This is a genomic window from Streptomyces sp. NPDC048590, from assembly GCF_043199535.1.
Lineage (GTDB): Bacteria > Actinomycetota > Actinomycetes > Streptomycetales > Streptomycetaceae > Streptomyces.
The window spans coordinates 65,446-91,586 of record NZ_JBICWC010000008.1 but is presented as its reverse complement, the minus strand read 5'-3'; the positions used below and the strand labels follow the sequence as shown (position 1 = coordinate 91,586).

Here is a 26,141-nt window from a genome sequence, read left to right as displayed (position 1 = left end):
CCGGCTCGGCTGGTTGTCAGGTGGTCTCTCCCCCCATGGCGCCCGGTCAGCTGGCCTGGGCTTGTTCGGCTTGGGCTTTGGTGTGGGCGAGGCGGTAGGACTCGGTGCCGGTCTGGATGATGGCGCCGTTGAAGGTCAGCCGGTCGACGATGGCCGCGCAGAGCCGGGGATCGGTGAAGGGCCCGCCGCACGATCGGGTGACATCTTGACCTGCCCTACCTCTCAGGTTCCAGTTCTGGTGACTGACTGACAGCCCTTCAGGAAAGGCTGGCAGTCATGCCTCATCCCTACCCGCCGGAGTTCCGCGAGGACGTCGTGCGGGTCGCGAGGAACCGCGGCCCGGGCGTCACTGTCGAGCAGGTGGCCGCCGACCTGGCTGTGCCCACTGCACTCGTACCCTCAGACGGCAAGAGCGCTGGCTCGGTCCTGATCTTGGCCGTACCCAACCGCAAGCAGCGAAGTCTCCCGGGAATATCCCAGGGACTTTTCAGGGACTTTCCGCCGCGTAAGCAGGGAAGGCCCCGACAGCGCTGAAAGAAACGAAAGCGCTGGCCATGGCCTATTTCCCTAGCACTCGATGATGTTCACAGCCAGCCCGCCCCGGGCCGTCTCCTTGTACTCCGCCTACAAGAGGACATGCGTCCCGCCTGTGGATGGGGGTGTTCCTCTCCCTTGCGTCCTTGTGTGCCGTGGCTCGACTGGAGCGTGGTCTCGTCCATCACCGTTGATCTCTTCAGCTTCCCGATCGTCTCTGGGGCGATTCCGCTCCGGTGTCGGCTTGCGCGGGTGGTCGGTCAGCTTTCGACTTCGGTCCTGTCGCCGCCCCAGAGGGTGTGGAAGGTGCCGTCGCGGTCGGTGCGGTGGTAGGTGTGGGCGCCGAAGTAGTCGCGTTGGCCCTGGGTGAGGGCGGCGGGGAGGCGTTCGGCGCGCAGGGCGTCGTAGTAGGCGAGGGTGGCGGCGAAGGCGGGAGTGGGGACGCCCTGGGGGACGGCGGTGGAGATCACGGCGCGCCAGTCGTCCTGGGAGGCGGCGATCTCGTCGGCGAAGCCCTTGTCGGCCAGCAGGCTGACGAGGCCGGGCTCGGCGTCGTAGGCCTGGGTGATGCGGTCGAGGAACGCGGCGCGGATGATGCATCCGCCGCGCCAGATCGAGGCGACCTTGCCGAGATCGATGTCCCAGTCGTACTGGGCGCTGCCGGCGGCGATCTGGTGGAAGCCCTGGGTGTAGGACACGATCTTCGAGGCGTAGAGGGCCTGCTCGACCTGGTCCGCGAACGCGGCTGCCTCGTCCTTGCCGAATTGGCGGGCGCTGGGGCCGGCGAGGTGCCTGGATGCCTTCCGCAGGTCGGCGTGGCCGGAGACGGAACGCGCGAAGACGGCCTCGGCGATGCCCGAGACGGGAACTCCGAGGTCCAGTGCGATCTGCACGGTCCACCGCCCCGTGCCCTTCTGCTCGGCCTGGTCGAGGACCACGTCCACGAACGGCTCACCCGTTGCCGCGTCCGTGTGTGCGAGCACCTCGGCGGTGATCTCGATCAGGTAGGAGTCCAGCCGCCCCGTGTTCCACGTCCGGAAGATCTCCGCAATCTCGGCGGGGGAGTAGCCTCCGACGTCTCGGAGCAGTTGGTACGCCTCACCGATGAGCTGCATGTCGGCGTACTCGATGCCGTTGTGAACCATCTTGACGAAGTGGCCCGCGCCATCCGGCCCGATGTGCGTGACACAGGGGTCGCCGTTCTTGGCCTTGGCGGAGATCTTCTCGAGCATGGGCCCGAGTGATTCGTACGACTCCGCGCTGCCGCCGGGCATGATGCTCGGACCGTTGAGCGCCCCCTCCTCACCGCCGGAGACGCCCGTACCGACGAAGTGGATCCCGTGGTCTCGGAGTTCCCGCTCGCGTCGGCGGGTGTCCGCGAAGTGCGCGTTGCCCCCGTCGATGATCATGTCCCCGTCCTCGAGGAGCGGAGCGAACTCGGCGATCACGGCATCCGTGGCCTCGCCAGCCTTCACCATCACGACCAGGCGGCGCGGCCGTTCCAAGGCGGAGACGAACTCCTCGGCGCTTTCGGTGGCGATGAAGTCACCCTCGTCGCCGAACTGTTCGACGAGTTCGTGGGTGCGGGCGACGGTCCGGTTGTGCAGGGCGACGGTGTATCCGTTGCGCGCGAAATTCCGGGCCAGGTTGCGCCCCATGACGGCAAGTCCTGTGACACCGATCTGCGCTGTGCTGCTCATCGTGACCTGCCTGCTTCCGGTCTCGTGGTGTGCGGTGGCCCGGCGTACCGCCGTGCTCGAACAGGCCACCGAGCCTACGGTCTGCAGCCGGTCGCGGCCCGATGCCCGTCGAGGTGTCGCGGACAGGCCCCCGGACGGTCGTCAGCGATCGCGCCGGGGCTCGTCGGTCAGCCCAGCCCGCACCGGCCCTGCGCCTGAACCGGACGTGCCGCGGCCCTGCCCCACAGGGACCGGGCCGCGGTGGTCACCGCGTCGGCTACTTCGCCGCCAGGGGGCCGCCCCCGGTCCCCGCCACACCGGCAGCGGGCTCGACCGTCACGGCGTCCGCGAGGAATCCACCCGACTGGTGGTGCCAGAGCTTGGCGTACGCGCCTCCGGCTGCCAGCAGTCCGTGGTGGGTGCCCTGTTCGGCGATGCGGCCGCGATCGAGCACGATCAGGTTGTCCATCGCCGCGACCGTACTCAGACGGTGGGCGACGACCAGTGCGGTCCGGCCCTCCATCAGCTGCCACAACGCCTGCTGGACCAGCGTCTCGCTCTCGGAGTCCAGCGCGCTGGTCGCCTCGTCCAGCAGCAGGATCGGTGCGTCACGCAGGATCGCCCGGGCGAGGGCGACACGCTGTCGCTGACCTCCGGAGAGTTTGACGCCGCGTTCGCCGACCATGGTGTCGAACCCGGCGGGGAGCTGATCGGCGAACTCCGACACATGGGCTGCGTCGGCGGCAGCGCGGATCTCCTCCTCGGTGGCGTCCGGGCGGGCGAAGCGGATGTTCTCCTTGAGCGTGCGGTGGAACATGGCCGGTTCCTGCGGCACGTACGAGATCAGGCTCCGCAGATCGGACTGGCGCAGCCTGCTGATGTCCTGACCACCGATCAGGATGCGGCCGGATCGGACGTCGGCCATGCGGAGCAGAAGCCTGGTCAGGGTGGTCTTGCCGCCCCCGGACCGGCCGACCAGTCCGATCCGCGCACCACTGGGTACGTCCAGATCGAGGCCCTCGAAGATCGGGTCACCACCGTCGTGGGCGAAGGTCACCCGGTCGAATCGGACGGCCGCGCCCTTCGGGGCGAGTGGTTCGGGAGTCTCGGGGTCGAGAACGGTGGGGGAGACGAGGAGCAGTTCGGTGAACTGGGCGGCCTCGGTCATCGAGCTCTCGAGGCGGCGGTAGATCTGGTTGAACTCGAACATGATGCGGGTCGACCCGGTGTAGTAGGTGAACGCGACCACGATCGCCTCCACACCGCCGGCACCGGCACCGATCCCGACCGCGAGCAGCAGTCCGAGGCCGTTGGTCAGCACGGAGAGCGGTGCGACGAGGGTGTCGATCCGGAGATTTCCGTAGTCCCACGAGCGCAGCGTCAGCCTCCGGGATTCCGCGACCCGCGCCCGGTGTTCGGCGGCCTCACGCTTCTCCGCGGCGAACGCGCGCACCGTGTCCATGTTCATCAGCGAATCCGAGACGTGCCCGGACACCCGGGCGATGGCCTCCTCCCGCTTGTTCACCAGCCGCTGGCGGCGCCGGATGAGCGGTGTGGCGCACACGGCGGTCAGCGTGATCATGGTCAGCAGCCCGGCCACCAGCAGGGGGTCGTAACTCCACAGGATGACCGTGCCGAACAGCAGCGGTGCCAGACTGCCGACGATGTTGAAGGTGAGGGTGTCCACGAACTCCTCGAAGCGGGAGGCGAAACTCAGTACCCGCTTGGTGAGTGATCCGGCGAAGTTGTCCTGGAAGAACGCGGCGTCCTTGGCGAACAGGGCGTCCATGCCGGTGACGTAGAGATGCTCGATGCCCCGGGCGTCGACACGGTTGAGGCAGTGCAGCCCGAGCCGCCACATCGTCTCCGCGAGAAGCAGTACACCGGCGAAGACGCCGACGTACGGGAGGGCCGTGGAGATGTCGACGCTCCCCTCTTCGGAGATCCGGCCGACGAGCTTGGCGACGACGAGTGGCGCGACGTACGTGATCCCGATGTTGCCGAGCGCGGGCAGTGCGAGAGCGAAGACGGAGAGCCTGCGCTGACGCGACAGCTCCCCCAGGTAGTGGCGGAGTGCGAGCCGGACCGGGCCTCTGTCCGGCCCGGTCCGTCGAGACTGCTGCGGTCCCATGCCGACCTCATGTCGTTTCGCGGGCAGTTGCGCCGGGCCTCCGCAGGGTGGGCGGCCGAGCCGTCGAGGCGGCGTCGCCGCACCGGGCGGAATCGCTGGTCACGCGTCCGCCGCTGGAGATCCGGGAGAGAAGAGTCTCCCGTGACGGGCGTCGGCCGTCCAAGTGTTTTCGGGAGCACGGGCCGCTCGGCGGCGCGATTCGGCCGCTCCACGATTCTCCCCGCGCTGCGAGGTGCGCCTGGCGCACGGGCGCGGGTGCGGTTGGCGGGCCTGGTGGTTCCCGAGGTGCTGCCGGCGGTGCGCGCGGTCGTTCGCGTACGGGATCAAGGGCGTGAGGGAGGCCTGAAGTTTTCGAGGGGGGGACCCCGGGCAGGCCGACCGGAACCTCGGTGCAGAGTCCGACGGAAGGGCGCCGCAGGGATCTCCACGAGGCGGATGCTGGGCGATCGCGGGGATCGCGGACGGCGGCGGGGCAGGGAGCCGTGGGGATCGTGGACGGCGGCGGGGCAGACCGCCGCGGGGATCACCGACGACGGCGGTTCGGATCGGCGGGGTGTGCGGTTCGGCCTGGTCCTATCCGAAGAGGTCCCTCTCCTCGGGGATGACGTGCATGGCGCTCTCCTCGGCGGATGAGGCCGCGCCGTCGATGCCGACGTCCTGGGCGGTGAGGGTGGAAGGGACGTGTCCGTCGCCCTCCTGCGTGAGACGTCCCGTTCGGTCCGTCCACCCCCGGGTGCCGTCGACGTCCGCCTCGCCCTCGCCGTCCGTCTCCTCCTCGGGGCGGTCGCTGAGGGGGTCGTCGTTCTCAGGGACTTCCCGCGTCAGCCGGTGGTCGAGGGATTCACCGGAGTGCTGTTCGGAGGCGGTGGTGCCCTCGTCCTCGACCGCCCAGGGCCGCTCGGGTGGGGAGTATCCCTCGTCCAGGACGTCGTCGAGCCCGGATGTGTCGAGGGTGTCCTCGAGATCCAGCAGGTCAGCGGGGTCCGATGCCTCCGGCTCCTGCGGCTGGTAGACGTCGTCCCCCAGTTCGCTGTCGGTCATGGCGTGCCCCTTCCTGCGGGTCCCCCTGTATGCAATTCCACTCCGGTCCGGCGAGTGACGCAACGGAAGCGCGTGTCCGGCCGAGGTGCCGCTGCTTCGCATCGCGGTGAAAGCGACTGCCGACGGTTGTCCTATGGCCACCGGGGGACTCTCCGTATCGGCGTGATGCCCGTCTGTCGTGAGTACGGTGCGGGTGGGGCGGGCGATACCGAGGCGGTCACTCTGACTGCCGGTGATCGAGAGCCGAGGCGCCGCGGGAGCGAGCGGACTGCCTGCGGAGGCTCGGAAAGCGGCGTCCGTATGCTCCGCATGCAATCGGCGGCCGGATCCGCGGGTGACAGCACCGACGGAGCGTGGCCGCCCGATGTTCACTGTGAGCGACGCTGAATCACGGCGGGGTATCCAACCTTGATGTGTTCCTTCCGCAAGTGGAGCGCCTGACAGTACGCGATTCGACGGGGTGATCACCCGCCGCCAGCATGACCGGGACTACGGCTGTGACCGCGATCTGCTTCGCCCTCGCTCGGACCGGTCGCGTGCCCGTACGGACCGTTCGCGCCACCGAGGCGCTGGAGGCGCCCACACCGGGTTGCCCCGACCCGACCGGTCCTGCGGACCTGACCGATCCTGCGCGACCGGTGGCACAGCCGGACTTCGCTCGGCGGTGTGCGAGGGGCGGTGGGCGGCCACGTCGGATACCCGCCGTACTCAGCGCCGGCACAGTCCCGCCGAGCCAGGGCGGCAGGGCGTCGGGCGAAGGGCCAGGTGGGCGCGAGGCCTCCGGTCCTCGGCGAGGGCTGCCCTCCCTCCGGAGCCCGTTCACGGCGCGGTGCTCAGGGTGTCGAGCGGATGTGTGTTGCCCCGCAGCCCTGGGTGTCGGCGCTCCGCTGTTCACGGGCTCGGCCTGAACCGGCCGGGTAGCGGTAGGAAACCGGGATCCGGTCTGCCGCACGTCTCGTACGATCATCGGGTCGTGGGCGCCGTGTGGCGCTCCGTGCCCACCCGGACCGAGCGACATGCGGCGCTCCGTGTCCACCCGCACCGGTGGATCCACGTCCGCGTGCTCACCCGTCGCGATGCGTGAATCGGAGCGGACCGTTCGGGTCCTGACGGAGGTAGGAATGGCAGAGTTCACCACATCGAACGGATCGGTCGCGGGGGAGCCGGCTCTCCGGGACCCTGCGGTGACCGTTGTTCGTGGAATCCCTTACGCGGCACCGCCGTTCGGTGCGAACCGGTTCCGTGCCCCTCGCCCGGCGGCGAACTGGGGCGGGGTCCGGAAATGTATGTCCTTCGGGCCGGTGGCCCCGCAGTCGGCCGAGCTTCCCGGGGCACCTGCCTGGTCGCCGGCGGACGAGGACATCCTGAGCCTCAACATCTGGACCCCGGGCGGCAAGGAGGATGCTCTCCCCGTGCTCGTGTGGGTCCACGGCGGCGCGTTCGCCTTCGGTTCCTCGGCCCAACCGGACTTCGACGGCACCGCTCTGGCGAGTCACGGTCTGGTGGTGGTCACCATCAACTACCGCCTCGGATTCGAAGGCTTCGGTCACATTCCCACCGCCGAGGGTGAGGAGCCCTGCCCGGACAACAGAGGTCTGCTCGATCAGATCGCAGCACTGCGATGGGTGCGGGAGAACATCGCCGCCTTCGGCGGGGATCCCGACCGCGTCACGGTGTCGGGCCAGTCCGCGGGCGCGACGTCGGTCGCCTGTCTGATGGTGATGGAGGACGCGCGCGGGCTGTTCCGGCGAGCGGTTGTGCACAGTGCGGTGAACGCCTGTGCCTCCCTGGAATCGGCGGCTCGTACCACTCGGGAAGTGGCGGCCGAGGCGGATGTGCCCGCCACCCTCGAAGGGCTGCTCTCGGCTTCCCCGAAGGTGCTCGTCGACGCCTCGGACCGGGTGGTGGAGCACTACCGCCGTGATCCCGGATCAGGTCCGCGCCACTACGATCCGGCGATCTACGGACCAGTCGCAGGCGGGAGCGGGTTGCCCCAGGACCCATTGACGGCGTTCGGGGCTGCCGGTGCCGGACGCGAGATCGACCTGATGGTCTGTCACACGACGGAGGAATACTGGCTGCTGGACGCGGTGGGCAGCTGCGCCAAGGTGAACACCGAGGAAGGTCTTGCCGGTTTCGCCGCCGATCACCGCCTGCCGAGGGCGCTGGTTGACGCCTACCGGGTGCTCATGCCCGACGCGTCCGTGAACGAGCTCTACCTGGCCGTCTACGGGGACGTGCTGTTCGGCGAGTACAGCAGCCGTCTGGCCGATGCACACGCGGGCAACGGTGGCCGGACCTTCCTCGCCCGGTTCGACCGGCGGCAGGGAGGTGGGGGCCGGTCGGTCAGGGCCTGGCACTGCGCGGACATCCCGTTCGCCTTCGGCGTCCTGGACGACGAAAGCGTCCACTTCCTCATCGGAGGCCCACCGGCGGAGGCCGACCGCGAGCTGGCCGGTCGCATGGTGCGGGCATGGGCGGACTTCGCCGCCACAGGGAATCCCGGCTGGCTCCCGGTCGCATCCTCCGACGGTGAAACGGTGAGGATCTGGGACACCTTGCCGGAGGGTGGTCACGGCCGACGGGACGACTTCCGTGTGCCCTGGAGAGCCGCTGGACTGCCGTTGCTCGAGCCCTGACCGCAGAGGAGCGCGGGAGCGGCTCGCCACCCGGCGTCCCCCATGGAGAGGGCATCCTCGGCACGTCATTGGCATGGACCTGTCCATCGAACTGCACTACAGTCCGTAGCGGCAAGTCTGAGAGCGCTCTCAAACGGCTCTCGGATGCTTCCTGTTCCACCCCCACGATGCTGGAACAACAGAAGGAGCACTCCCTTGAGACACACGACCATGGTGCGGACCGGCCTCTCCGCACTGCTCGTCCTGGGCGCATGGGCAGGCGCCGGGACACTTCAGGCCTCCGCCTCGGACGCCCCCTCCGCCTCCGCGCCCCAGGCTTCCGCCGGGATCATCACGGCGATGCAGCGGGATCTCGGACTGACGCGCAGCCAGGCCGAGGCGCGACTCACCGCCGAGAAGGCGGCGACGGCCCTGCAGGGCGAGGCGCGCACCGCTGCCGGAGCCGCGCTCGGCGGCTCATGGTTCGACGCCGGCAGCGGACGGCTCGCGGTAGCCGTCACGGACGCCTCCAAGGCCGGCGCCGTACGAGCGACCGGTGCCGTGGTCCATGTGGTCGACCACACCGAGCGGGAGCTGAACGCGGCCAAGCGCCGTCTGGATGCCCTCTCCGCACCCAGTGGGGTCAGCAGTTGGCACGTCGACCCCCGCGCGAACACCGTCGTCGTGAACGTCGTGGCCTCCGAGCGCACTGACAACGATGTCCGGGCCTTCGTCGCCCAGGCCCGCGAAACCGGCCTCGTCACGGTGAAGGAGACCGCCGAAGCTCCGCAGACCTTCGCCGCGGGAACAGTGGGCGGCGATCCTTACTACACCGGTAACGTCCGCTGCTCCATAGGCTTCTCGGTGCACGGCGGATTCGTGACCGCGGGGCACTGCGGGCAGGCCGGGGGAGCCGTCAGGGGCTGGGACGGCTCGGCCATCGGGTCCTTCCAGGGCTCGTCCTTCCCCGACAACGACTACGCCTGGGTGAACGTGGGCAGCGGCTGGTGGACGGTCCCTGTCGTCCTCGGCTGGGGCACTGTCTCCGACCAGTTGGTCCGCGGCTCCAACGAGGCTCCGATCGGTGCCTCGATCTGCCGCTCCGGCTCCACCACCCACTGGCACTGCGGGAACGTGCTCGCCAAGAACGAGACGGTGAACTACAGCCAGGGCGCCGTCCATCAGATGACCAAGACCAGTGTGTGCGCCGAACCGGGCGACTCGGGCGGGTCGTTCATCAGCGGTGACCAGGCGCAGGGAGTGACCTCCGGTGGCTGGGGCAATTGCAGCAGCGGTGGCGAGACCTGGCACCAGCCCATCAACGAGATCCTCAACCGCTACGGGCTGACCCTGCACACGGCCTGACGGCCGGGCCGCGGGTTCGGGCGGACCCGGGGCACATGAATCAGTCTGCCGAGGTCAGGGCCGGTGAGCCCTGGCCTCGGCAGGCCTCTGGTGGTGTCCGCAGCGTCAGTTCTTCGACCCGCCAGTTCCCGGTGGTCGCGGTGCGCCGCGTACTCGCCTCCGCCGCCGTTGCCGGCCGATGGGCGGCTGCTTTCGTGCCTGCATCGATGCTCGATGCGTCGCTCGTCTGCCCCCGGATCGACGCGCCTCAAGGCGGGCTGACGACGCGACACGCCCCAGGGGACTACGCCGACTTGGGGTGCTGCGGCCCGGGTTCCCGCGAACCGAAGGCGGGCCCGAACATCACCAGCAGTGTCAGATCCTCGGTCACCTCCGTGAACCGATGTTCCTCGCCCGCCGGTACGAAGATCACTGCCCCGGGGCCCACCTCCTCGATTCGGCCCGGTGTCGCGATCTTGGCGTTCCCGGCGGTGACGACGTATATCTCGTCCTCCGCGTGCGGGCTCTGCGTGTCGCGCCCACCGGCTGGGATGCAGTACGTCCCCACCGACACATCCGGCGTCCGGAACTGTTCGACCCAGTCGTGGCCCGCTGCGCCGGGGTCGGCCCACACTCCCGCACCCTCGATGATCTCCATGGGGCGAGCCTAGTGCTGGGCTGGGCGTCCAACGTCCTTTTCCATGTGGCCAGTTATCGGGGGTTGAGGAACATCGACCTGCCGGACCAGAACTGTGGCGCATCGACCGCACCGCCGACCACGGCGCCTTCCAGGAGGCGGCCCGCGGCCGGGGTGATCTCGCCCGGATCGAACCGCACTGGGAGGAGACCCTGCGCATTGTCGGCGCCATCCACACCGGTGCCGTGCGCGTGTACGACGTGATCCGGATGCTGTCGCGCGACGGCCGCCCCACTCCGCTCAGCGACGCGATCACGCACTACGGGCGGATCTCCAAGTCCCTGCAAGTCCTGCGCCTGGCCGACGAGCCCGGCTACCGGCGGCAGATCAAAAGCCAGGCCAACCTTCAGGAGGGCCGTCACTCCCTCGCCCGGAAGATCTTCCATGACCGCTCCGGGCAGCTCGACCAGCGCTACCAGGATGGCGCGGAAGACCAGATCGGCGCCCTGGGCCTGGTCCTCCATGCACTCGTGCTCTTCAACACCCGCTACATGGACGCCGCCGTCAACCAGCCGCGCGTGGACGGCTTCGATGTCCGAGACGAGGACGTGGCCCGCCTCTCACCGTTTGTGCGGCACCACCTCAACATGCTCGGCCGGTATTCCTTCCGACTGTCCGATCTGTCCGGCGGGCTGCGGCCCCTGCTCGAACCGGGCGCTCCTGACGAGGAATGACCGTGTGCACGTCGCTACGGCCTGCTAACGTCTGAGGCATGAAGCGCGCTGCTATGACGACGACGCCGGAGAATGTCCCGGCGCGCTGACAGACGATCTGATCCGAAGCCCCGGGGCAAGTGTCCCGGGGCTTCGTCGTATGCCCGGTCATTTGCTCCGCACCCAGCAGGGAGACCGCGATGACCGCCAAGCACGACCACCGCAAACTGGGCCGTGAGCTGGGCCTGTTCGACACCGACCCGCTCATCGGCGCCGGCCTGCCGTACTGGCTGCCCGACGGCGCGGCCGTGAGGCACACCCTGGAGGAGTACATCCGCGCCGCCGAACGGCGATCGGGCTACCAGCACGTGTACTCACCAGTCCTCGGCAAGCGGGAGCTGTACGAGATCTCCGGGCACTGGGCGCACTACAGCGACGACATGTTCCCCCCGATGGACCTCGGCGGTGAGCAGGTCGTTCTGCGGCCCAGCCTGTGCCCCCATCACGCGGTGATCTACCGCTCCCGCTCCCACAGCTACCGCGAACTGCCCCTGCGCATGGCCGAACTGGGCGGCATGTACCGCTCCGAACTCTCGGGCGTGCTCGGCGGGCTGACCCGGGTGCGAGCCATCCAGCTCAACGACGCTCACATCTTCTGCACCCTGGACCAGGTCGCCGAGGAGGCGCAGGCCGCGCTGGAGATGATCCGCCGGGCGTACGAGGCGCTCGGCATCGCCCCGACCCGTTACCGGCTCTCCCTCCCGGGCCCCGGTGGCAAGTACGTTGCCGCACCCGAGAAATGGCAGAGGTCCACCGCCCTGCTGACCGATGTCCTGGACCGATCCGGCCTGCCCTACGAGGCGGCAGAGGGAGAAGCGGCGTTCTACGGCCCCAAGATCGACGTCCAGGTCACCGACGGCGCCGGCAGGGAGTTCACCCTGTCCACCGTCCAGGTCGACTTCCACCAGCCCGAGCAGTTCGACCTGCACTACATCGGCCCGGACGGCGCCAGGCACCGCCCGGTCATGGTCCACCGCAGCATCATCGGCAGCGTGGAACGCGCCGTCGCCCACCTCATCGAACAGCACGCCGGTGCCTTCCCCGCCTGGCTCGCCCCCACCCAGCTGGTGATCCTCCCGATCTCCGACACCGAACTGCTGAACGCCGAAGCCCTCGCCCGACGCTGCACCCGCCTCGGACTGCGTGCCCAGATCGCGGGACCGGACCGCGGCAGCCTGGGCGCCCGAATCCGAGAGGCCCGCCTGATCCCCTACCAAGCCGTCATCGGCGCCAAGGAAGCCGCTGACGATCACACCGCACTGCGCTTGCGGGACGGACGCCGACTCGACCCGCAGCCGGTCAGTGACGTACTCACCCGCATCAACGCTCTCATCGAGGCTCACAGCACCGACCTGTGGGCCGACGCCACCTCATGGCAGGCGTCGTGATCAGCGCCTGCCGTCGCCCGGAGCGAGGAGGCTGGTGATCTCCGCGATGGCCTCAGGGGAGGCCTTGCGGTAACGGCGGACGTTCTCCGGCTTCTTGTGTCTCGACCTGGCCATCATTATCAGGCCGGTCCCGGCCTCGCCCAGGTGGGTGAGGCCGGAGTGACGGTATTCGTGCAGGTCCCAGCCCTTGCCCGGCCTGCGCACGGCGGTGTGCTCGTCGAGAGGAGCGCGGGCCTGCCCGTACGACAGCCGGGCCGGCCCGGTGTCCGGGCACGCGTCACGAGGGCTGACGACCTTGCCCGGCCCGGGGCGGCGGTGGGTGACTAGCACCTGTCCGCGCGTGCTGCCCTTCAGCGGCTGGGGCGGCAGCCGGGCGGTACCGGCGTCCCGAGTGCACCGTCTCCAGCGCGAAGTCCTCCCGCGCCTGGCCCCGGCGGCGGGCCTTGCTCCGCGCGCCCTCCGCTTTGACCAGGCAGCCACGCCCTCTTACCGGGGCCGACGGAGATCGGCGCCCGTCGTTTCGATCTTGGCGTGAAAGGGGCGGAGCCAGCCGCGCGCCCTCCGTCGGTGGAGCTCACCGTGGGATCTCCGTCTCTCTCCCGCGTACTCCCGCCCCGAGCTCGAGCCGGGCCGCCGCGTCTTCCCTCCCCGCCCGAGTGGGCCTGGTGGCGCTGCGGCCGGGCGGTCTTGGCGAAGCGGTCCGGGTCCACCTGCCTCAAGTCCGCTTCCATCGCAAGTTGTTCACTCAGTCTTGACATGTCCAAAGCGGCGGCGTAACACTGGCACCGCTTTGGGAGAGCGCTCTCCCGGCGTTCCGCACGACGCACCGTCCAGCTCAACTCTCCCCCCACCGCGCATCCGATGTGCGCGGACGCAGAGCGGCATGGAGGTCCGCATGGCCGAAAGAATGAGCAGAACCACCCTGGTGTCCGCCCTGGTCGTCGCAACCGCGCTGGCCCTGGTGGTCATGGGCTTCACCGCGATCACCCGCGCCGGAGACCGGGTGGCGGCAGAAGCCCCGAAAGCCGCCGCCGCTGAGCCCGTAGCGGCGTCGCACGTCATGGGCGCTCAGCAGGCGCAGGGTCACGCCATGGCCGCGGCGGCCCCCGTACCCTCGGGTGACGATCCCGACGGCGACGGCTACATTCCTGCGAACCCCCCGGTCACGGGGGTGGAGCCGTCCACCGAGATCCCGCCCCACCGGTACTTCCACGAGTTCCAGGCGAACTGCTCGGTCAATCACACCGGTTCGGTCGACCCGATCGTCTATCCCGGACAGGCGGGCAAGTCCCACAACCACACGTTCATGGGGAACGACACCACGGACGAGAACAGCACCACGGCCTCCCTCGGGGCCGGCGGAACCGTGTGCAAGGCGCCCGGCGACCTGTCCGCGTACTGGATGCCGACGCTCTACAACGGGGATCAGGAGATCCGCCCCGTCGGCCCGCAGACCATCTACTACAAGGCCGGTGTCACGGACTACCGCACCGTGCGGCCGTTCCCCAAGGGGCTGCGATTCGTCGTCGGCAGTCCGACCCAGACGGCTCAGGAGTTCCGCGACCACCCCGGCATGGTCGAGGGGTACGAGTGCGGTGAGAGCTACCACAACTACGAGTTCCCGGCGACCTGCCCCACCAGCCAGGACACGCAGCTCAACCTTCGTATGCAAGCGCCCAGTTGCTGGGACGGGCAGCATCTGGACACCCCCGACCACAAGGCTCACATGGCCTATCCGATCGTGATGGGCGCCAACCAGGACGTCTGCCCGGCCAGTCACCCCGTCGCCCTGCCGATGATCGAGTTCAAGATGGCCTGGCCCGTCAACGGCGACATGTCGCAGGTGAGACTGGCCAGCGGCACCGGCCACTCCTTCCACTACGACTTCTTCAACGCCTGGGACGATGCAACGCTGGACGCCATGGTCGACCACTGCATCGTGGGCGGCCTCCAGTGCGACGCCCGGGGCTACGACCAGAACAACCCTGGCGAGGGTGCCGCTCTGGACGAGAACTACGAACTGCCCTGACCGTTCCCGGCTCTCCCTCCTGGGTGCGGTCCGCCCAGGAGGGAGAGCGCTCTCCCACTCCTTTCCCCTCTTCCCCCACGAGGAGCTGTCTGCCCATGAAACCGCCAACCCCCATCCACCGGTCCCGAGGCCGCAGCCGTGCGACGGCGCGGCTCGCCGTGACCGCGCTCGTCCTCGCCGGGGCAGCCGTCCTGCCCGCGCCCGCAGCCCAGGCAGCCGGAAGCGTCGTGAAGGTGGAGGGCTCGCAGGGAGCCTGGAAGCTGACCGTCGACGGCTCGCCGTACACGGTGAAGGGCCTGACCTGGGGGCCCGCCGTCGCCGACGCCGAGAGATACATGCCGGACGTCAGGTCGATGGGGGTCAACACCATCCGGACCTGGGGTACCGACGCGACCACGAAGCCGCTCCTCGACAGCGCCGCCGCCCACGGCATCAAGGTGGTGGCCGGATTCTGGCTCCAGCCCGGTGGCGGTCCCGGAAGCGGGGGCTGCGTCAACTATCTGACGGACACCGACTACAAGAACAACATGCTCGCCGAATTCCCCAAGTGGGTGGAGACCTACAAGGACCACCCCGGTGTCCTCATGTGGAACGTGGGCAACGAATCCGTACTCGGCCTGCAGAACTGCTACAGCGGCGACGCCCTGGAGCAACAGCGCGATGCCTACACCACGTTCGTGAACGACATCACCAAGAAGATCCACGCGGTCGATCCCAACCACCCCGTCACCTCGACCGACGCCTGGACCGGTGCCTGGCCCTACTACAAGAAGAACGCCCCCGATCTCGACCTGTACGCGGTGAACTCCTACGGCGCGGTCTGCGACATCCGCAAGACCTGGGAGGAGGGAGGCTTCGACAAGCCCTACATCGTGACGGAGGGCGGCCCCGCAGGTGAGTGGGAGGTCCCCGACGACGCCAACGGTGTACCGGACGAGCCGACCGACGTCGCGAAGGCGGAGGGCTACAGCAGGGCTTGGCAGTGCGTCACGGGCCATGAGGGAGTGGCACTCGGAGCGACCCTGTTCCACTACGGCACCGAGTACGACTTCGGCGGCGTCTGGTTCAACCTTCTCCCCGCGGGCCAGAAGCGGCTCTCCTACTACGCGGTGAAGAAGGCGTACGGTGCGGACACCTCGGGTGACAACACGCCCCCGGTCATCACCGGTATGACCGTGGACAACGCGTCCGCCGTCCAGGCGGGCAAGCCGTTCACCGTGAAGGCCTCGGTCTCCGACCCGGACGGCGACCCGGTCACCCACCAGATGCTGCTCGGCAGCAAGTACGTGGATGACAGCGGGCAGCTCGGCGACGTGCCCTTCACCGACCGGGGCAACGGCACCTTCGAGGTCACGGCGCCGGACCGGCTGGGGGTCTGGAAGGTCTACCTCAAGTCCTCGGACGGCAAGGGCAACGTCGGCATCGAGACCAAGTCCTTCCGGGTCGTCCCACCCGTGGCCGTCGGCACCGATGTGGCGGCGGGCAAGCCGGCGACGGCGTCCACCTATCAGCCGGGTGGCACGGGATGCCCCTGCACGGCGGGTAACGCGGTCGACGGTTCCTTCGACACCCGGTGGGCCAGTGACTGGGCCGACCAGCAGTGGATCCAGGTGGACCTCGGCAGCAGGACCGCGTTCGACCATGTCCAGCTCGCCTGGGAGACCGCCTACGCCAAGGCGTACACCCTGCAGACCTCCGACAACGGCCAGGACTGGACGACCGTCCACACCGTCACCGACGGCAACGGTGGTATCGATGCCATCGACGTCAGGGCCGAGGCCCGCTACGTGCGGGTGAACGCCACGGTACGCGGGACCCCTTGGGGCTACTCCCTGTACGAGTTCGGCGTCTACCGGAGCTGACGGCCCGCAGGACCCGCCGCACCGTCCCAATCCCCGCCGTCGGTGCGGCAGGTGGGTCCGCGGCCGGCCACGGAACCCCCGATGGCCGGCCGCGGACCCATGCCCGTCACCCGTGCCCCCGGACGCGTGGTCGGGACGGCCCTCGGGCCCGGCCACTCATCCGGCCGCGGGTACCGGACCACCGCCTCGCAGCTCGGCGCCCACCCGGAACTGAGCACCGCGCGGCGCGCGGAGGGCCAGCGTCGGCCGTTCGGCGCTCCCGCGTACGGAACCGGTGATCTCGATACGCTCGACAGCGCGGCTGCCGGCGGCGAGTACGTACCAGGAGCCGTCAGGCGCCCTCCAGTGCGCCCCTGCGACGAGGTGCTGGCCGAACCGGCTGCACAAGGCCGTGTTCCGTCGGTCGGACACCACTTGCGCACGGGCGACGGGGGATGCCGCGGGAGGAAGGAACTGCACCAGCACCCGGCCCTGCCCCTGCCAGGTGTCGGATCGGGTGCACATCCAGTCCGCCGGAGAGCCTCCGCCCGGCAGCGGTTGCCGGGCGAAATGCCAGTTGTTGACCGCCCGTACCCCGGTATGCCGCAGAGTCTGCAGCGAACAGGCCGTGCGGGCCCAGCCGGAGAGGGCTTCGGGCCCGGTCGCCTCCCGTGGCTGCCTGGCCGGTGCGTCGGATCCGGGAGCGGGGGTGTGGGTCAGGTGCACGGGGGACAGCGCACCCAGATCGGTGACGAGGAACGCGTGCTTCTCGACGATCCGTTCCGAGGATCGCAGCTGCATGACCGGCCATGCCGCGCAGTCACCGCCGTCCTGCGGGACGGGGACCGGCACGGTGACCCCGTCCCGCCCCACCTCCAGAGGCCGTGCCGGCGTCCCGGGAGTCAGGAGGTCACGCGTCGCGGACTCGGCGACCCACGGCGCCAGCAGATACCGAGCGGACGTGCGCGTACGGCCGACGGTGAGGGCGGAGGCAGTGGTGACGTCCGCGTCGTCCACCCGTGCGAACTCGAAGGTGGGGGAGCCCTTCCCGGACAACGGTTCGGCGTACCGGACCACCCGTACCCCTCCGTCGTGGAACAGGACCACGGCCTCGTCCGCCACGTCACCCGCGTACAGCAGCCGAGGCGGCAGCGCGGGTGCCACCCGGGACGTTCCCGGCGCGGTGGTGATCTCGGCGTCGGCCGGAGGGGCCGCCCAGCCGGAGAGTGCCCGCTCCAGCAGAGCGCGGTCCCCGGAGCGTCCGCCGCGCGCCGGCCAGGCACTGAAGTCCACCCGTGAGGTGTCGGCCCACTGCTCAGGAGGCGTCCGCAGCAGAGCCGAGGCGTCGAGGGCTCCCTCGGCCACCGTTACGGGGCGTGCGGCAGGCCTGGTGTCACCCGCCTCCGTGACGGCAGGGATGACGAGAGCGCCCGTGACCGCCAGGAGTACGAGCGCGGCCGCCCCCGCCCGCACCCGGTTCCGGCGCCGCAACAGATCGGTCGGGCGGGTCTGGACGGTGCAGGGGTCGAACTCGTCCGAACGCAGCATGCGCCCGACCCGGGCGTGGTCCTCGCCTGACAGACGCCCGGCCGTGCGCAGGGCCGCGGAGGAATCCCCCGCCCCCGCCTCCGTGAGCAACGCCGCGGCGCTGTCCGTGGAGAGGTTCTCCAACAGCCGCGCGCCCAGGGCCGCCCGTACCGTCGCGGGCACATCGGCGAGGGTCCGGTCCAGGGCCAGTTCGTCCATCCCGCCCGCACGAGGGAAGAGCCGCAGCCCCCGGACCACAGGCACCGAGGGGCGCAGCACAGCCGGGGCGGGAAGACGCCCGGGCCACCACCGTGGTCGGCGCTCGTGGGCCAGCGCGGCGCGAACCACCCGCAGACGTACGGCGGCGTACGCGGCCGTACGCGGGACACCGTCCGTCGTTCCGCCGGATCTCTGGGACGGGATGGCGTCCGCGCCCTGCTTCGCCGTGTTACGGGCGCCCGTGCGCAGGGCTCGCTGCACGACGGCATGGGCGGTGAGTACCCTGCGGTGCCTGCCGAGGGCCGGTGGCAGGATCAGATAGGCCAGCCGTACCAGGCGCGGGTAGTGCTCGACGAGGGCCGCCTCGGCCTCCTTCACACCGAGGCGTGCGCCGTGGCCGAGGACGCGGAGTGGCGAGGGATGGAGCGGCATGGGGGTGCCTCCGGGCCGTGGGGAGAACCGTCACTCCGGCAAACGAGCCAATCGTGTGACGGTCACATCGGCCTCGCGGGCGGTTCGCCCGAGATCGATGGGCCCTCGCCGCCGGGGCGGCCTTCCGGCCGGCTGCCGAAGGTCAGGGCCTGCGCGACGTCGTGCGGGTCCCACCGCCGCACCGCGTCCGGAACGCTCCTCAGAGCGGCCCCTCCGGTCCCTCTTCCCCCGAGCTCAACTCCTCGGCGCGCAAGGCCAGGTCCTGCAGCACATCGGCGGAGGTCACATCCTGCTGGCCGGAGTCGTGGATCTGGGCGAGAGCGATGAAGGCCAGGGTGAAGGCTCCGACCAGTTGCTCGACGGCGCCGCCCACCTCGCGCCCCACCAGTGCGGCCATTTCCTCGACCGTGGCGTCGGCGGGAATGGCGATGTGAGGCATCGTCTCGTTCAGCAGCGTCGTCACCATGTTCCCGCCCGCGTCCGGGTCGCCGTCGTCCTCCTCGACGTGGCGCTGCATCTCGCCCGCCTCCGTGAGGATGCCGATCACTCGCTTCAGGACTTCGCTCTGCTCCATACGGCGAGCATAAGCGCCGGGCGCCCGCGCCCGATCATGGTTCCCGCGGCCGGACCCGTGCGGTGCGCGCCCCGGAATAGCCGCAGGTGGGGTCGGCACCGGGAGGCAGGCCGGGCGACACCCCCCGCCGGGCGGCCGTGAGAGGCTGCTCATTCACGGCTCGGGGACGTGCGATCGGACCCGAAACCGCTCCGCCTCATATTTCAAGATATATTTTAAGTAATGAAAAAATGAGTTCGCCCGGGACCGGGCCGGAGTATGTTGCCACGGCGAAGGGAGCAACATGGCTGAGCGCGGCAGACGGACCGTGCGTGACCTGCGGCGGGGCAACCGGGCGCGGGTGCTGCAACGGTTGTACTTCGACGGCCCGCTGAGCCGTCAGGAACTCGGTCCTGCGACAGGGCTGAGTTCGGGGTCCATCAGCAACGTGGTCGGTGAACTGGCCGCGGAAGGCCTTGTGGAGGAGGCGGGCGTCGTCGAATCCGACGGGGGCCGTCCCCGCACCCTGCTGCGGATCGCTCCCGCGGGGGGTCTGTTCGTGGGGATCGACATCGGGGAGACCCGGGTCCGCGTCGAGCTCTTCGACCTGTCACTGGAGGAACTGGCGCGCACGGACCGTCTGCTGGCCCAGCACGGCTACGACGTCGAACGCATTGTCGGCCATGTCCGGACGGGTGTCCACGACGTCCTGCGCGACGCGGGAGCCGACCCCCGCTCACTGCTCGGCATCGGGATCGGGGTGCCCGGCATCATCGAACGCGATGCCGCGGGGGCCGCCGGTGGCCAGGGTGCCGTCGTGCACGGCCAGACCATCGGGTGGAGCGCCGTTCCCTTCGAGCGGCTCCTCCGCGAGGCCGTGGACGTACCGCCGGAGGTGCCGTTCTTCATCGACAACGGGGCCAAGACACTGGGCCAGGCCGAGATGTGGTTCGGCGGTGGCCGGGGCGCCGGCGCGGCGGCGGTCGCCCTGATCGGATCAGGGGTGGGCGCGAGCGTCAACCGCGGTGACGCCTTCGAGGAGGACCTTTCCAACACGGCTCTCGAATGGGGCCACACCACGGTGCAGATCCGCGGCCGTCGGTGCCGCTGTGGCTCCGTTGGGTGCCTTGAGGCCTACGCGGGTGCCGAGGCCATGCGGGAGCGCTGGCAGGAGGCCGGTGGCCCGCTTCCGGCCGACGCGGACGACGAGACCGCGCTCGCCGCCCTGATCGATGCGGCCCGTCCGACGGCCGGCGGGACCCCCGACCCGGTGGCCGCGGCGATCCTGGACGAGACAGCCGAATGCCTGGGTGCCGCCTTGGCCGATCTCGTCAACCTCTTCCTGCCCGAGCGCGTCGTCCTCGGCGGCTGGGCCGGGCTGCTGATCGGCCCTCACCTTCTTCCGGACATCCGGCGCCATGTCCAGGAGTACGCCCTCGAGCACGCCGTCGCCCGGACCACGATCGGGCTGGGCCACCTCGGCCCCGACGCGGTCACCGTCGGTGCCGCCACGCTGCCCTTGGCGGACTTCCTGGCACGCGGCGGGACCCGGCCCGCACCGGCCGCGAGCGCGGAGGCTCTCACGGCGGCGGACCGCGTCACGGCGAACCGGGGCCGGGACATGGCGCGCTGAGCGCCGGACCGCCACCCCGGACAGGAACGCGGCGCCGGGGCTCAGCCGGAGCCGCCCGGGCGCGAGCCGACCGGCGGCCGGGCGGTGTCGTACGCCCGTACGGCCTCGGCGTCACCCCTGCCTCCCTCGGTCGTCCGGGTCCGGCCGGACGAACCGCGGCGAGCGGGGGCGGTGAGTACGGCGAGGCAGGTGACGACGAGCCCGATGCCCGTCCAGCCGACGGCCGGCAGACGTTCGCCGACGATCAGGACGGCGAGAACGGCCGCGACGGCCGGTTCGAGCAGTGACAAGGTCGTGGCGGTGCTGGCGGGCACGTGGGCGAGGCCCCAGCCGAAGAGGACGTACCCGGCGAACATCGGGATCACGGCCATGTAGAGACCGACCGCGGCGTCGGACCAGGAGGCGGTGAGTGGTGCGCCGGTGACCGCGAGCACGGGCAGGAGCAGCAAGCCGCCGAGTCCGAAGACGGCCCCCATCGCGGCCCGCGAGGGGATCCGGCGTGTGATGAGGCGGTGCGCCGCCCAGGAGTAGAGGGCGTACGTGACGCCGGCGACGAGACCGAGCGCGATCCCGGCCAGTGTCCCGGTCACGGAGTCCGGCCCGTCACCTCCGGCGGCGTGCACGGCTTCGGCGACGCACAGGAGTGCTGTGCCGAGCAGGCCGAGGGCTGCCGCGAGCATCCAGCGGCGCGAGAGGCGGCGGCCGTCGGCCACACGCTCGATGAGTGCCGAGGCGAGTGGGGCGGTGCCGATCGACACGACGGTGCCCACGGCCACACCGGCCAGGTGCATGGAGCTGTAGAAGGCCAGGGGATAGACCGCCACGGAGGCCGCACCGAGCGCGACCGTGCCCCGCTCCTTACGCAACCGGTGCGCGGCGCCACGGATCCGGGAGCCCGCCACGAGGGCCTGGAGCAGTCCGCCCAGCCCCATTGCCGCGGCGCCGATCGCCAGTGGGCCCACGTCCGGGGCGAAGGTGGCCGCGGTGCCGGTCGTGCCCCAGAGGACCGACGCGGCGAGCACGCACAGGGCGCCGATGCCCGTGGCTCCACCGCGGGCATCCCCGCTCACAGGCGGTCCAGAAGATCCGCGGCCATCGTCCGCGCGTGCCGAAGGCGCTCGTCGTCGCCCTCCAGTCCGGCGCGGGTCATCGCGCCTTCCAGGAGGAAGGAGAGATGCTCGGCGGCCGCCCGCGCCTCGGCGGGCCGGCCCGGCACCAGGCTCCGGAGATGGTCGTGGATCAGGCGCTCGACCTCCTCCTTGTGCGCACGGACCACGGACCTGCCCTCGTGACCCACCGGCAGTTCCGCCGCGGCGTTCAGCAGCCCGCAGCCGCGGAAGCCGTGCTCGTACGCGAAGGCGGCGTGGTCCCGGTACGCGTCGAACACCGCGAGGACGCCGGCCCGAGCGCCGTCGGTCTCCGCGAGGCGCGCCCGGTAGAGACCTAGCCACTCCTCATGCCGGGCGTCGAGGTAGGCGCGTACCAGATCCGCCTTGGAGGAGAAGTTGTTGTAGAGGCTCATCTTCGCCACGCCGGCCTCGGCGGTGATCGTGTCGATGCCGGTGGCGGTCACGCCGTCGGCGTAGAAGCGGCGTGCCGCGGCCTCCAGCAGGCGCCGCCGGGCCGGCCTCGGACGGCCGCCGGCCGGGGCGCTCGCGTCGTTCTCACTCATCATCGTCCAGACTGGGTAGGTAGGTCTACCTACCTTAGCTCGCGGGTCGGCTCCGCGGTCAACCGATCGCTTCCGAATGGGGTCCGGGGCGCCGCCGCGTCGCGCGGTCGGTTGCGCGATGTCGGGCTCGTGCAGTGGGCGGCGGTGCCTGTCGAAGGTGTGGCCCCGGCCGGCACGCGGCGGTGCGATCGGAGCGCAAGCGGCCGGAGGGCGGCGGTGGGGCCCGCGGCCCGGTCGTCGGCGGCTACGGGGCGGGGTCGGGGCGCCCCCACTCCGTCCCGCCCGTCAGTCGGTGGTCGTCAGTGCGTCGCGTGCGGCGGCGAGGATCTCTTCGGAGAGCGGGGAGCCCTTGGTCGCACGGGACAGGGCGAGTGCGCCGACCATGGTGCACAGCCGTGTGATCCCGTCCTGATCCTCGGTCGTGAGCCAGTCGGCGAAGTCGCTCACTCCCTTGGTGTAGGCGTGATGGGCCTCGCTCGTTCCGTGGTCGCGAGCCATGTCGGTCGCCAGCGCGGCGGCAGGGCAACCGTCCGCCGCTCCGTCGCGGTGCCCGGTGGACAGGTAGCTCTCGATCAGCGCCCGCTGGGCGGTGCCGACGTGCCCGGCGTGCTGCGCGAGTCCTTCCCTGTGGCGCTGCCCGAGTTCGTCGAACGCGTGACCGGTGGCTTCGTCGATGAGCGCCTCCTTCGAGTCGAACTGCTTGTAGAAGCCGCCGTGGGTCAGCCCGGAGGCCTTCATGAGTTCGGCGACGCTGACCTGGGTGCCCCGCTCCCGGAAGAGCCGGGAGGCGGTTTCCACGACCCGTCGGCGGTTGGCCTGTGCTTGCGCCTGCGATACGCGGCCCATCCGTGACCCTCCCATTTCAATGTCGATTGACATCTATCCTAGGCCAAGATTAGATTGTGAGTGACATCTAATTAACGTGGGTCTTCAGCGCCCCGGAGATTTCAGAGGGTGTAAATGGAACTGAAGGAAGCGGTCGCGGTGGTCACGGGCGCCAACCGGGGACTCGGCCGGCATCTGGCCGCCCAGCTCCTGGAGCGGGGGGCCAAGGTGTACGCGGCGGCCCGTAGTCCCGAGTCGGTGGACCTTCCGGGCGTCGTCCCGCTGCGACTGGACGTGACGGACGTGGACTCGATCCGGGACGCGTCCCGTATCGCCTCCGACGCCACGCTCCTCGTCAACAACGCGGGCGTCTCCACCGGCACCTCTCTGGTCGCGGGCAGCCCGGACGCCGTCCGCCTGGAGATGGAGGTGAACTTCTTCGGCCCGCTCGCCGTGACCCGGGCCTTCGCCCCCGTGATCGAGCGCAACGGCGGCGGCGCCGTACTCAACGTGCTGTCGGTCCTGTCCTGGCTGCATCCCGCAGCCCTCGGCGCCTACGCGGCATCGAAGGCCGCCGCGTGGGCACAGACGAATGCGGTACGTGGAGAGCTGGCGTCCCGCGGGATCGCCGTTACCGCACTCCACGTCGGATACATGGACACCGACATGGCCGCGGGTGTGCCCGCCGACCAGAAGGCCGACCCCGCCGAGGTGGCCGCCCAGGCGCTGTCCGGTATCGAGACGGGGCAGCCCGAGGTCCTGGCCGACCCACTCACCCGGAGTGTGAAGCAGGCCCTGGCCGGCCCGCCGCAGGAGGCGTGAGCCGTCGCACTCCGTGCGGGCGCGGTCCGGACCCGGACGCCGCGTAGAGACAGTGAACACAGGAGACCTCTCGCCCCGCCGGGGCGACAGGCGCGTGCCGTCCGCTTGCGGGCGAGAAGTGGAAGCGATGATGAAGGCATATCTGATCGAGAAGTACGGCGACGCGTCCGAGGTGCGCGCGGCCGAGGTGCCGGATCCGGAGCCAGGTGCTGAGGAAGTCCTGGTCAGGATTCACGCGGCGAGCGTCAACCCGTTGGACTTCAGGATCCGCGACGGCGCCTTCAAGGCGTTCCTGCCGTACCGTTTGCCACTTGTGCTGGGTAACGACCTTGCGGGTGAGGTCGTGCGGACCGGCCCGGCCGTGACCCGCTTCGCGGTGGGTGACCATGTCTATGCCCGGCCAGACAAGGACCGCATCGGCGCCTTCGCGGAACTCATCGCCGTCCACCAGGACGACCTGGCGCCCAAGCCGGCCGCTCTCACCATGGCGGAGGCGGCTTCCCTGCCGCTGGTCGGACTCACCGCTTGGCAGGCCCTGGTCGAGAAGGCCCAGGTCCGGCCCGGCCAGAAGGTGCTGATCCACGGTGGATCAGGTGGCGTCGGCACCGTCGCGCTCCAACTGGCCAGGCATCTGGGTGCACATGTGGCCACGACGGCGAGCGCGGCCAACGTCCCACTGGTGAAGGATCTCGGTGCGGATGTCGCGATCGACTACCGAACCCAGGACTTCGGTGAGGTCCTGCACGGTTACGACCTGGTCCTGGACACCCTCGGGGGCGAGTCGCTGGAGAAGTCCATGAGCGTCCTCGAGCCCGGCGGGAAGCTCATCAGCATCGCCGGACCTCCCGACGCGGACTTCGCCCGCGAACTGGGCTTGAACCCGGTCCTCCGCCAGGGGATGGAGGCGCTCAGTTCCGGGATCCGGCGTCACGCCGAGCGCCGAGGGGTGACCTACGCCTTCCTGTTCATGAGGGCCGACGGGGCCCAACTCGGGGAAATCACGCGGCTCGTCGACGACGGAGTGATCCGCCCCGTCGTCGACAGGGCCTTCCCCTTCGAACGGACCCGCGAGGCCATGGAGTACGCCGAGCACGGCCGCACCGGAGCCGGAAAGGTCGTCGTCACCATGGTGTGAGAGCGCCGCTCGGCCGCCCGACGGGTGGCCGGCAGCCGTTCGGCCGACCACGTCCTGGCCTCGCGAGGATGTGCGGCCAGACCCGCAGCGCCATGCGGGAGGTGCCGGGTCAGGCCGAGTCCCTGACCACCAGCACCGGTTCGAAGACCACCGACGTGGCCGGCCGGTCCGGTGCGGACAGTCGGTCCAGCAGGAGTCCGGTCATCTCAGCCGCCATCTGCTCCACCGGCTGCCGCACCGTCGTGAGCGGCGGTCGGCAGGTGGACGCCGCGCTGCTGTCGTCGAAGCCGACCACGGCCACATCGTCCGGCACCCGCCTGCCGTGCTCCCTGAGCACATGACAGGCGCCGGTCGCCATCAGGTCGTTGCTCGCGAACACGCCGTCCAGGTCAGGGTGTTCGGCCAGCAGCCGTGTCATGGCGGCCTCCCCGCTCCCCTGGGTGAACTGCCCCTCGGCGACCGGGACATCATGGTGTCCATGGCGGGCCAGCGTCGAGGTGAACCCCTCGAACCGGTCCTGCCCGGCCGGTATGCCGAGGGGGCCACTGATCGTGACGATCCGGCGGCAGCCGCGTCCGAGGAGGTGTTCCGCCGCGAGCCTGGCCCCGTCCCGGTGCGCGAGGTCGACGTAGCTGATCCGGGCCGGCAGGGTGGGCCGTGCGTACAGGACGGCGGGCAGGCCGGCGTCCACGACCATGCCCGGGAGAGGGTCCCGTGCGTGGGTCGACACGATCAGCGCGCCGTCGGCGCTCCCCTGACGCAGGTAGGCGACCACCTCCTCGCGTGCCCGTGACGACTCGGCGAACATCAGTACCGGGTGCATGCCGCGCGGCCGGAGGTAGTTGACGACCCCGGTCATCACCCGGCCGAAGAACGGGTCGGCGAGTACCTGCGCGGTGAACGCCCCCGCCTCGGCCGGACCTTCCCCGTCCGGTTCGACGCCCGTCCCCGACACCACCAGAGCGACGGAGTCCGTCCGCCGGGTGACCAGGGAACGCGCGGCCCGGTTGGGTGTGTAGCCGGTCACAGAAACCGCGTGCCGGACGGCCGCCTGGATCGCGGGGTCGACGTTGCGTACCCCGTTGACGACCCGTGAGACCGTCGCGCGTGAAACCCCTGCGGCCCGGGCCACGTCCTCCAGGGTGGGTGACGCGCCGGGCGGCCGAAGAGCATCCGTCATGAGCGCATTTATAGCACCGGGACCCCTGGTGGAGCGCTCTCCTTCAGATGCCGCAACACTCCCTCATCAGGAGGAGCGGGGGAGGTGCGCCGGCGCACGGGCGGGGCGCACACATTCTGTTCCCTTGT

Annotated in this window: 18 protein-coding genes and 3 pseudogenes; 9 read left to right on the top strand and 12 right to left on the bottom strand. The window is 70.2% G+C overall.

Going from position 1 to position 26,141, the window contains the following annotated elements; translation table 11 throughout:
* Positions 1-46: 46 nt before the first annotated feature.
* The 4 genes and pseudogenes from ACGFNN_RS23325 to ACGFNN_RS23310 form a co-directional block, all read right to left on the bottom strand.
* A pseudogene (locus tag ACGFNN_RS23325) lies at positions 47-178 on the bottom strand (AAA family ATPase); the annotation flags it as partial.
* A 616-nt stretch (positions 179-794) separates the two neighbouring features.
* A complete protein-coding gene (gene gndA / locus ACGFNN_RS23320) occupies positions 795-2,234 on the bottom strand; it encodes an NADP-dependent phosphogluconate dehydrogenase (RefSeq protein ID WP_393558590.1) in 1,440 nt (479 codons plus the stop codon).
* A gap of 256 nt (positions 2,235-2,490) precedes the next feature.
* Positions 2,491-4,344, bottom strand: a complete 1,854-nt coding sequence (locus ACGFNN_RS23315; protein ID WP_393558588.1) for an ABC transporter ATP-binding protein — start codon at positions 4,342-4,344, stop codon at positions 2,491-2,493.
* Between the two features lie 573 nt (positions 4,345-4,917).
* A complete protein-coding gene (locus ACGFNN_RS23310) occupies positions 4,918-5,385 on the bottom strand; it encodes a DUF5709 domain-containing protein (protein ID WP_393558587.1) in 468 nt (155 codons plus the stop codon).
* Between the two features lie 1,121 nt (positions 5,386-6,506).
* On the opposite strand from ACGFNN_RS23310, the gene ACGFNN_RS23305 reads away from it, so the two are divergent.
* Both ACGFNN_RS23305 and ACGFNN_RS23300 read left to right on the top strand, forming a co-directional pair.
* Positions 6,507-8,024, top strand: coding sequence for a carboxylesterase/lipase family protein (locus ACGFNN_RS23305; RefSeq protein WP_393558585.1), 1,518 nt, complete (start codon positions 6,507-6,509; stop codon positions 8,022-8,024).
* 210 nt (positions 8,025-8,234) lie between these two features.
* Positions 8,235-9,368 (top strand): S1 family peptidase, encoded by a 1,134-nt coding sequence (locus ACGFNN_RS23300; RefSeq protein ID WP_393559090.1) that lies wholly within the window; start codon positions 8,235-8,237, stop codon positions 9,366-9,368.
* A gap of 283 nt (positions 9,369-9,651) precedes the next feature.
* Here ACGFNN_RS23300 and ACGFNN_RS23295 read toward each other — a convergent pair whose 3' ends face one another.
* Positions 9,652-10,005: a cupin domain-containing protein gene (locus ACGFNN_RS23295; protein ID WP_393558583.1), complete on the bottom strand. Its 354-nt coding sequence runs from the start codon at positions 10,003-10,005 to the stop codon at positions 9,652-9,654.
* A 75-nt stretch (positions 10,006-10,080) separates the two neighbouring features.
* On the opposite strand from ACGFNN_RS23295, the pseudogene ACGFNN_RS23290 reads away from it, so the two are divergent.
* Positions 10,081-10,718 (top strand): annotated as a pseudogene (locus ACGFNN_RS23290) (Tn3 family transposase); the annotation flags it as partial.
* A gap of 179 nt (positions 10,719-10,897) precedes the next feature.
* A complete protein-coding gene (gene thrS / locus ACGFNN_RS23285) occupies positions 10,898-12,145 on the top strand; it encodes a threonine--tRNA ligase (RefSeq protein WP_393558581.1) in 1,248 nt (415 codons plus the stop codon).
* Here the strand turns inward: thrS and ACGFNN_RS23280 are convergent.
* Positions 12,146-12,626, bottom strand: a pseudogene (locus tag ACGFNN_RS23280) (site-specific integrase); the annotation flags it as partial. It lies immediately after the preceding gene.
* A 414-nt stretch (positions 12,627-13,040) separates the two neighbouring features.
* Here ACGFNN_RS23280 and ACGFNN_RS23275 point away from each other — a divergent pair.
* Entirely contained in the window at positions 13,041-14,174 is a 1,134-nt protein-coding gene (locus ACGFNN_RS23275; protein ID WP_393558579.1) for a DUF1996 domain-containing protein, read from the top strand.
* Between the two features lie 95 nt (positions 14,175-14,269).
* Complete coding sequence (locus ACGFNN_RS23270) at positions 14,270-16,036, top strand: discoidin domain-containing protein (RefSeq protein WP_393558577.1); 1,767 nt, start codon at positions 14,270-14,272, stop codon at positions 16,034-16,036.
* Positions 16,037-16,192: 156 nt separating this feature from the next.
* On the opposite strand, the gene ACGFNN_RS23265 is transcribed toward ACGFNN_RS23270, so the two are convergent.
* On the bottom strand, positions 16,193-18,193 hold the full coding sequence (locus ACGFNN_RS23265; RefSeq protein ID WP_393558575.1) for a hypothetical protein: 2,001 nt from the start codon (positions 18,191-18,193) through the stop codon (positions 16,193-16,195).
* A gap of 199 nt (positions 18,194-18,392) precedes the next feature.
* On the bottom strand, positions 18,393-18,767 hold the full coding sequence (locus ACGFNN_RS23260) for a hypothetical protein (protein ID WP_362553801.1): 375 nt from the start codon (positions 18,765-18,767) through the stop codon (positions 18,393-18,395).
* Positions 18,768-19,050: 283 nt separating this feature from the next.
* Between ACGFNN_RS23260 and ACGFNN_RS23255 the strand changes: the two genes are divergently transcribed.
* A complete protein-coding gene (locus tag ACGFNN_RS23255; RefSeq protein WP_393558573.1) occupies positions 19,051-20,379 on the top strand; it encodes an ROK family protein in 1,329 nt (442 codons plus the stop codon).
* A 41-nt stretch (positions 20,380-20,420) separates the two neighbouring features.
* On the opposite strand, the gene ACGFNN_RS23250 is transcribed toward ACGFNN_RS23255, so the two are convergent.
* The 3 genes from ACGFNN_RS23250 to ACGFNN_RS23240 all read right to left on the bottom strand — a co-directional run bounded on the left by ACGFNN_RS23250 (position 20,421) and on the right by ACGFNN_RS23240 (position 22,897).
* Entirely contained in the window at positions 20,421-21,449 is a 1,029-nt protein-coding gene (locus ACGFNN_RS23250) for a DMT family transporter (RefSeq protein WP_393558571.1), read from the bottom strand.
* A complete protein-coding gene (locus ACGFNN_RS23245; RefSeq protein ID WP_393558569.1) occupies positions 21,446-22,051 on the bottom strand; it encodes a TetR/AcrR family transcriptional regulator in 606 nt (201 codons plus the stop codon). The genes ACGFNN_RS23250 and ACGFNN_RS23245 overlap by 4 nt, the downstream gene beginning before the upstream one ends.
* Positions 22,052-22,336: 285 nt before the next feature.
* Complete coding sequence (locus tag ACGFNN_RS23240; protein ID WP_393558567.1) at positions 22,337-22,897, bottom strand: TetR/AcrR family transcriptional regulator; 561 nt, start codon at positions 22,895-22,897, stop codon at positions 22,337-22,339.
* 114 nt (positions 22,898-23,011) lie between these two features.
* Between ACGFNN_RS23240 and ACGFNN_RS23235 the strand changes: the two genes are divergently transcribed.
* A complete protein-coding gene (locus ACGFNN_RS23235; protein WP_393558565.1) occupies positions 23,012-23,698 on the top strand; it encodes an SDR family oxidoreductase in 687 nt (228 codons plus the stop codon).
* Between the two features lie 130 nt (positions 23,699-23,828).
* Positions 23,829-24,833, top strand: a complete 1,005-nt coding sequence (locus ACGFNN_RS23230) for an NADP-dependent oxidoreductase (RefSeq protein WP_393559088.1) — start codon at positions 23,829-23,831, stop codon at positions 24,831-24,833.
* A 109-nt stretch (positions 24,834-24,942) separates the two neighbouring features.
* Here ACGFNN_RS23230 and ACGFNN_RS23225 read toward each other — a convergent pair whose 3' ends face one another.
* Positions 24,943-26,013 (bottom strand): LacI family DNA-binding transcriptional regulator, encoded by a 1,071-nt coding sequence (locus tag ACGFNN_RS23225; protein WP_393558563.1) that lies wholly within the window; start codon positions 26,011-26,013, stop codon positions 24,943-24,945.
* Positions 26,014-26,141: the final 128 nt, after the last annotated feature.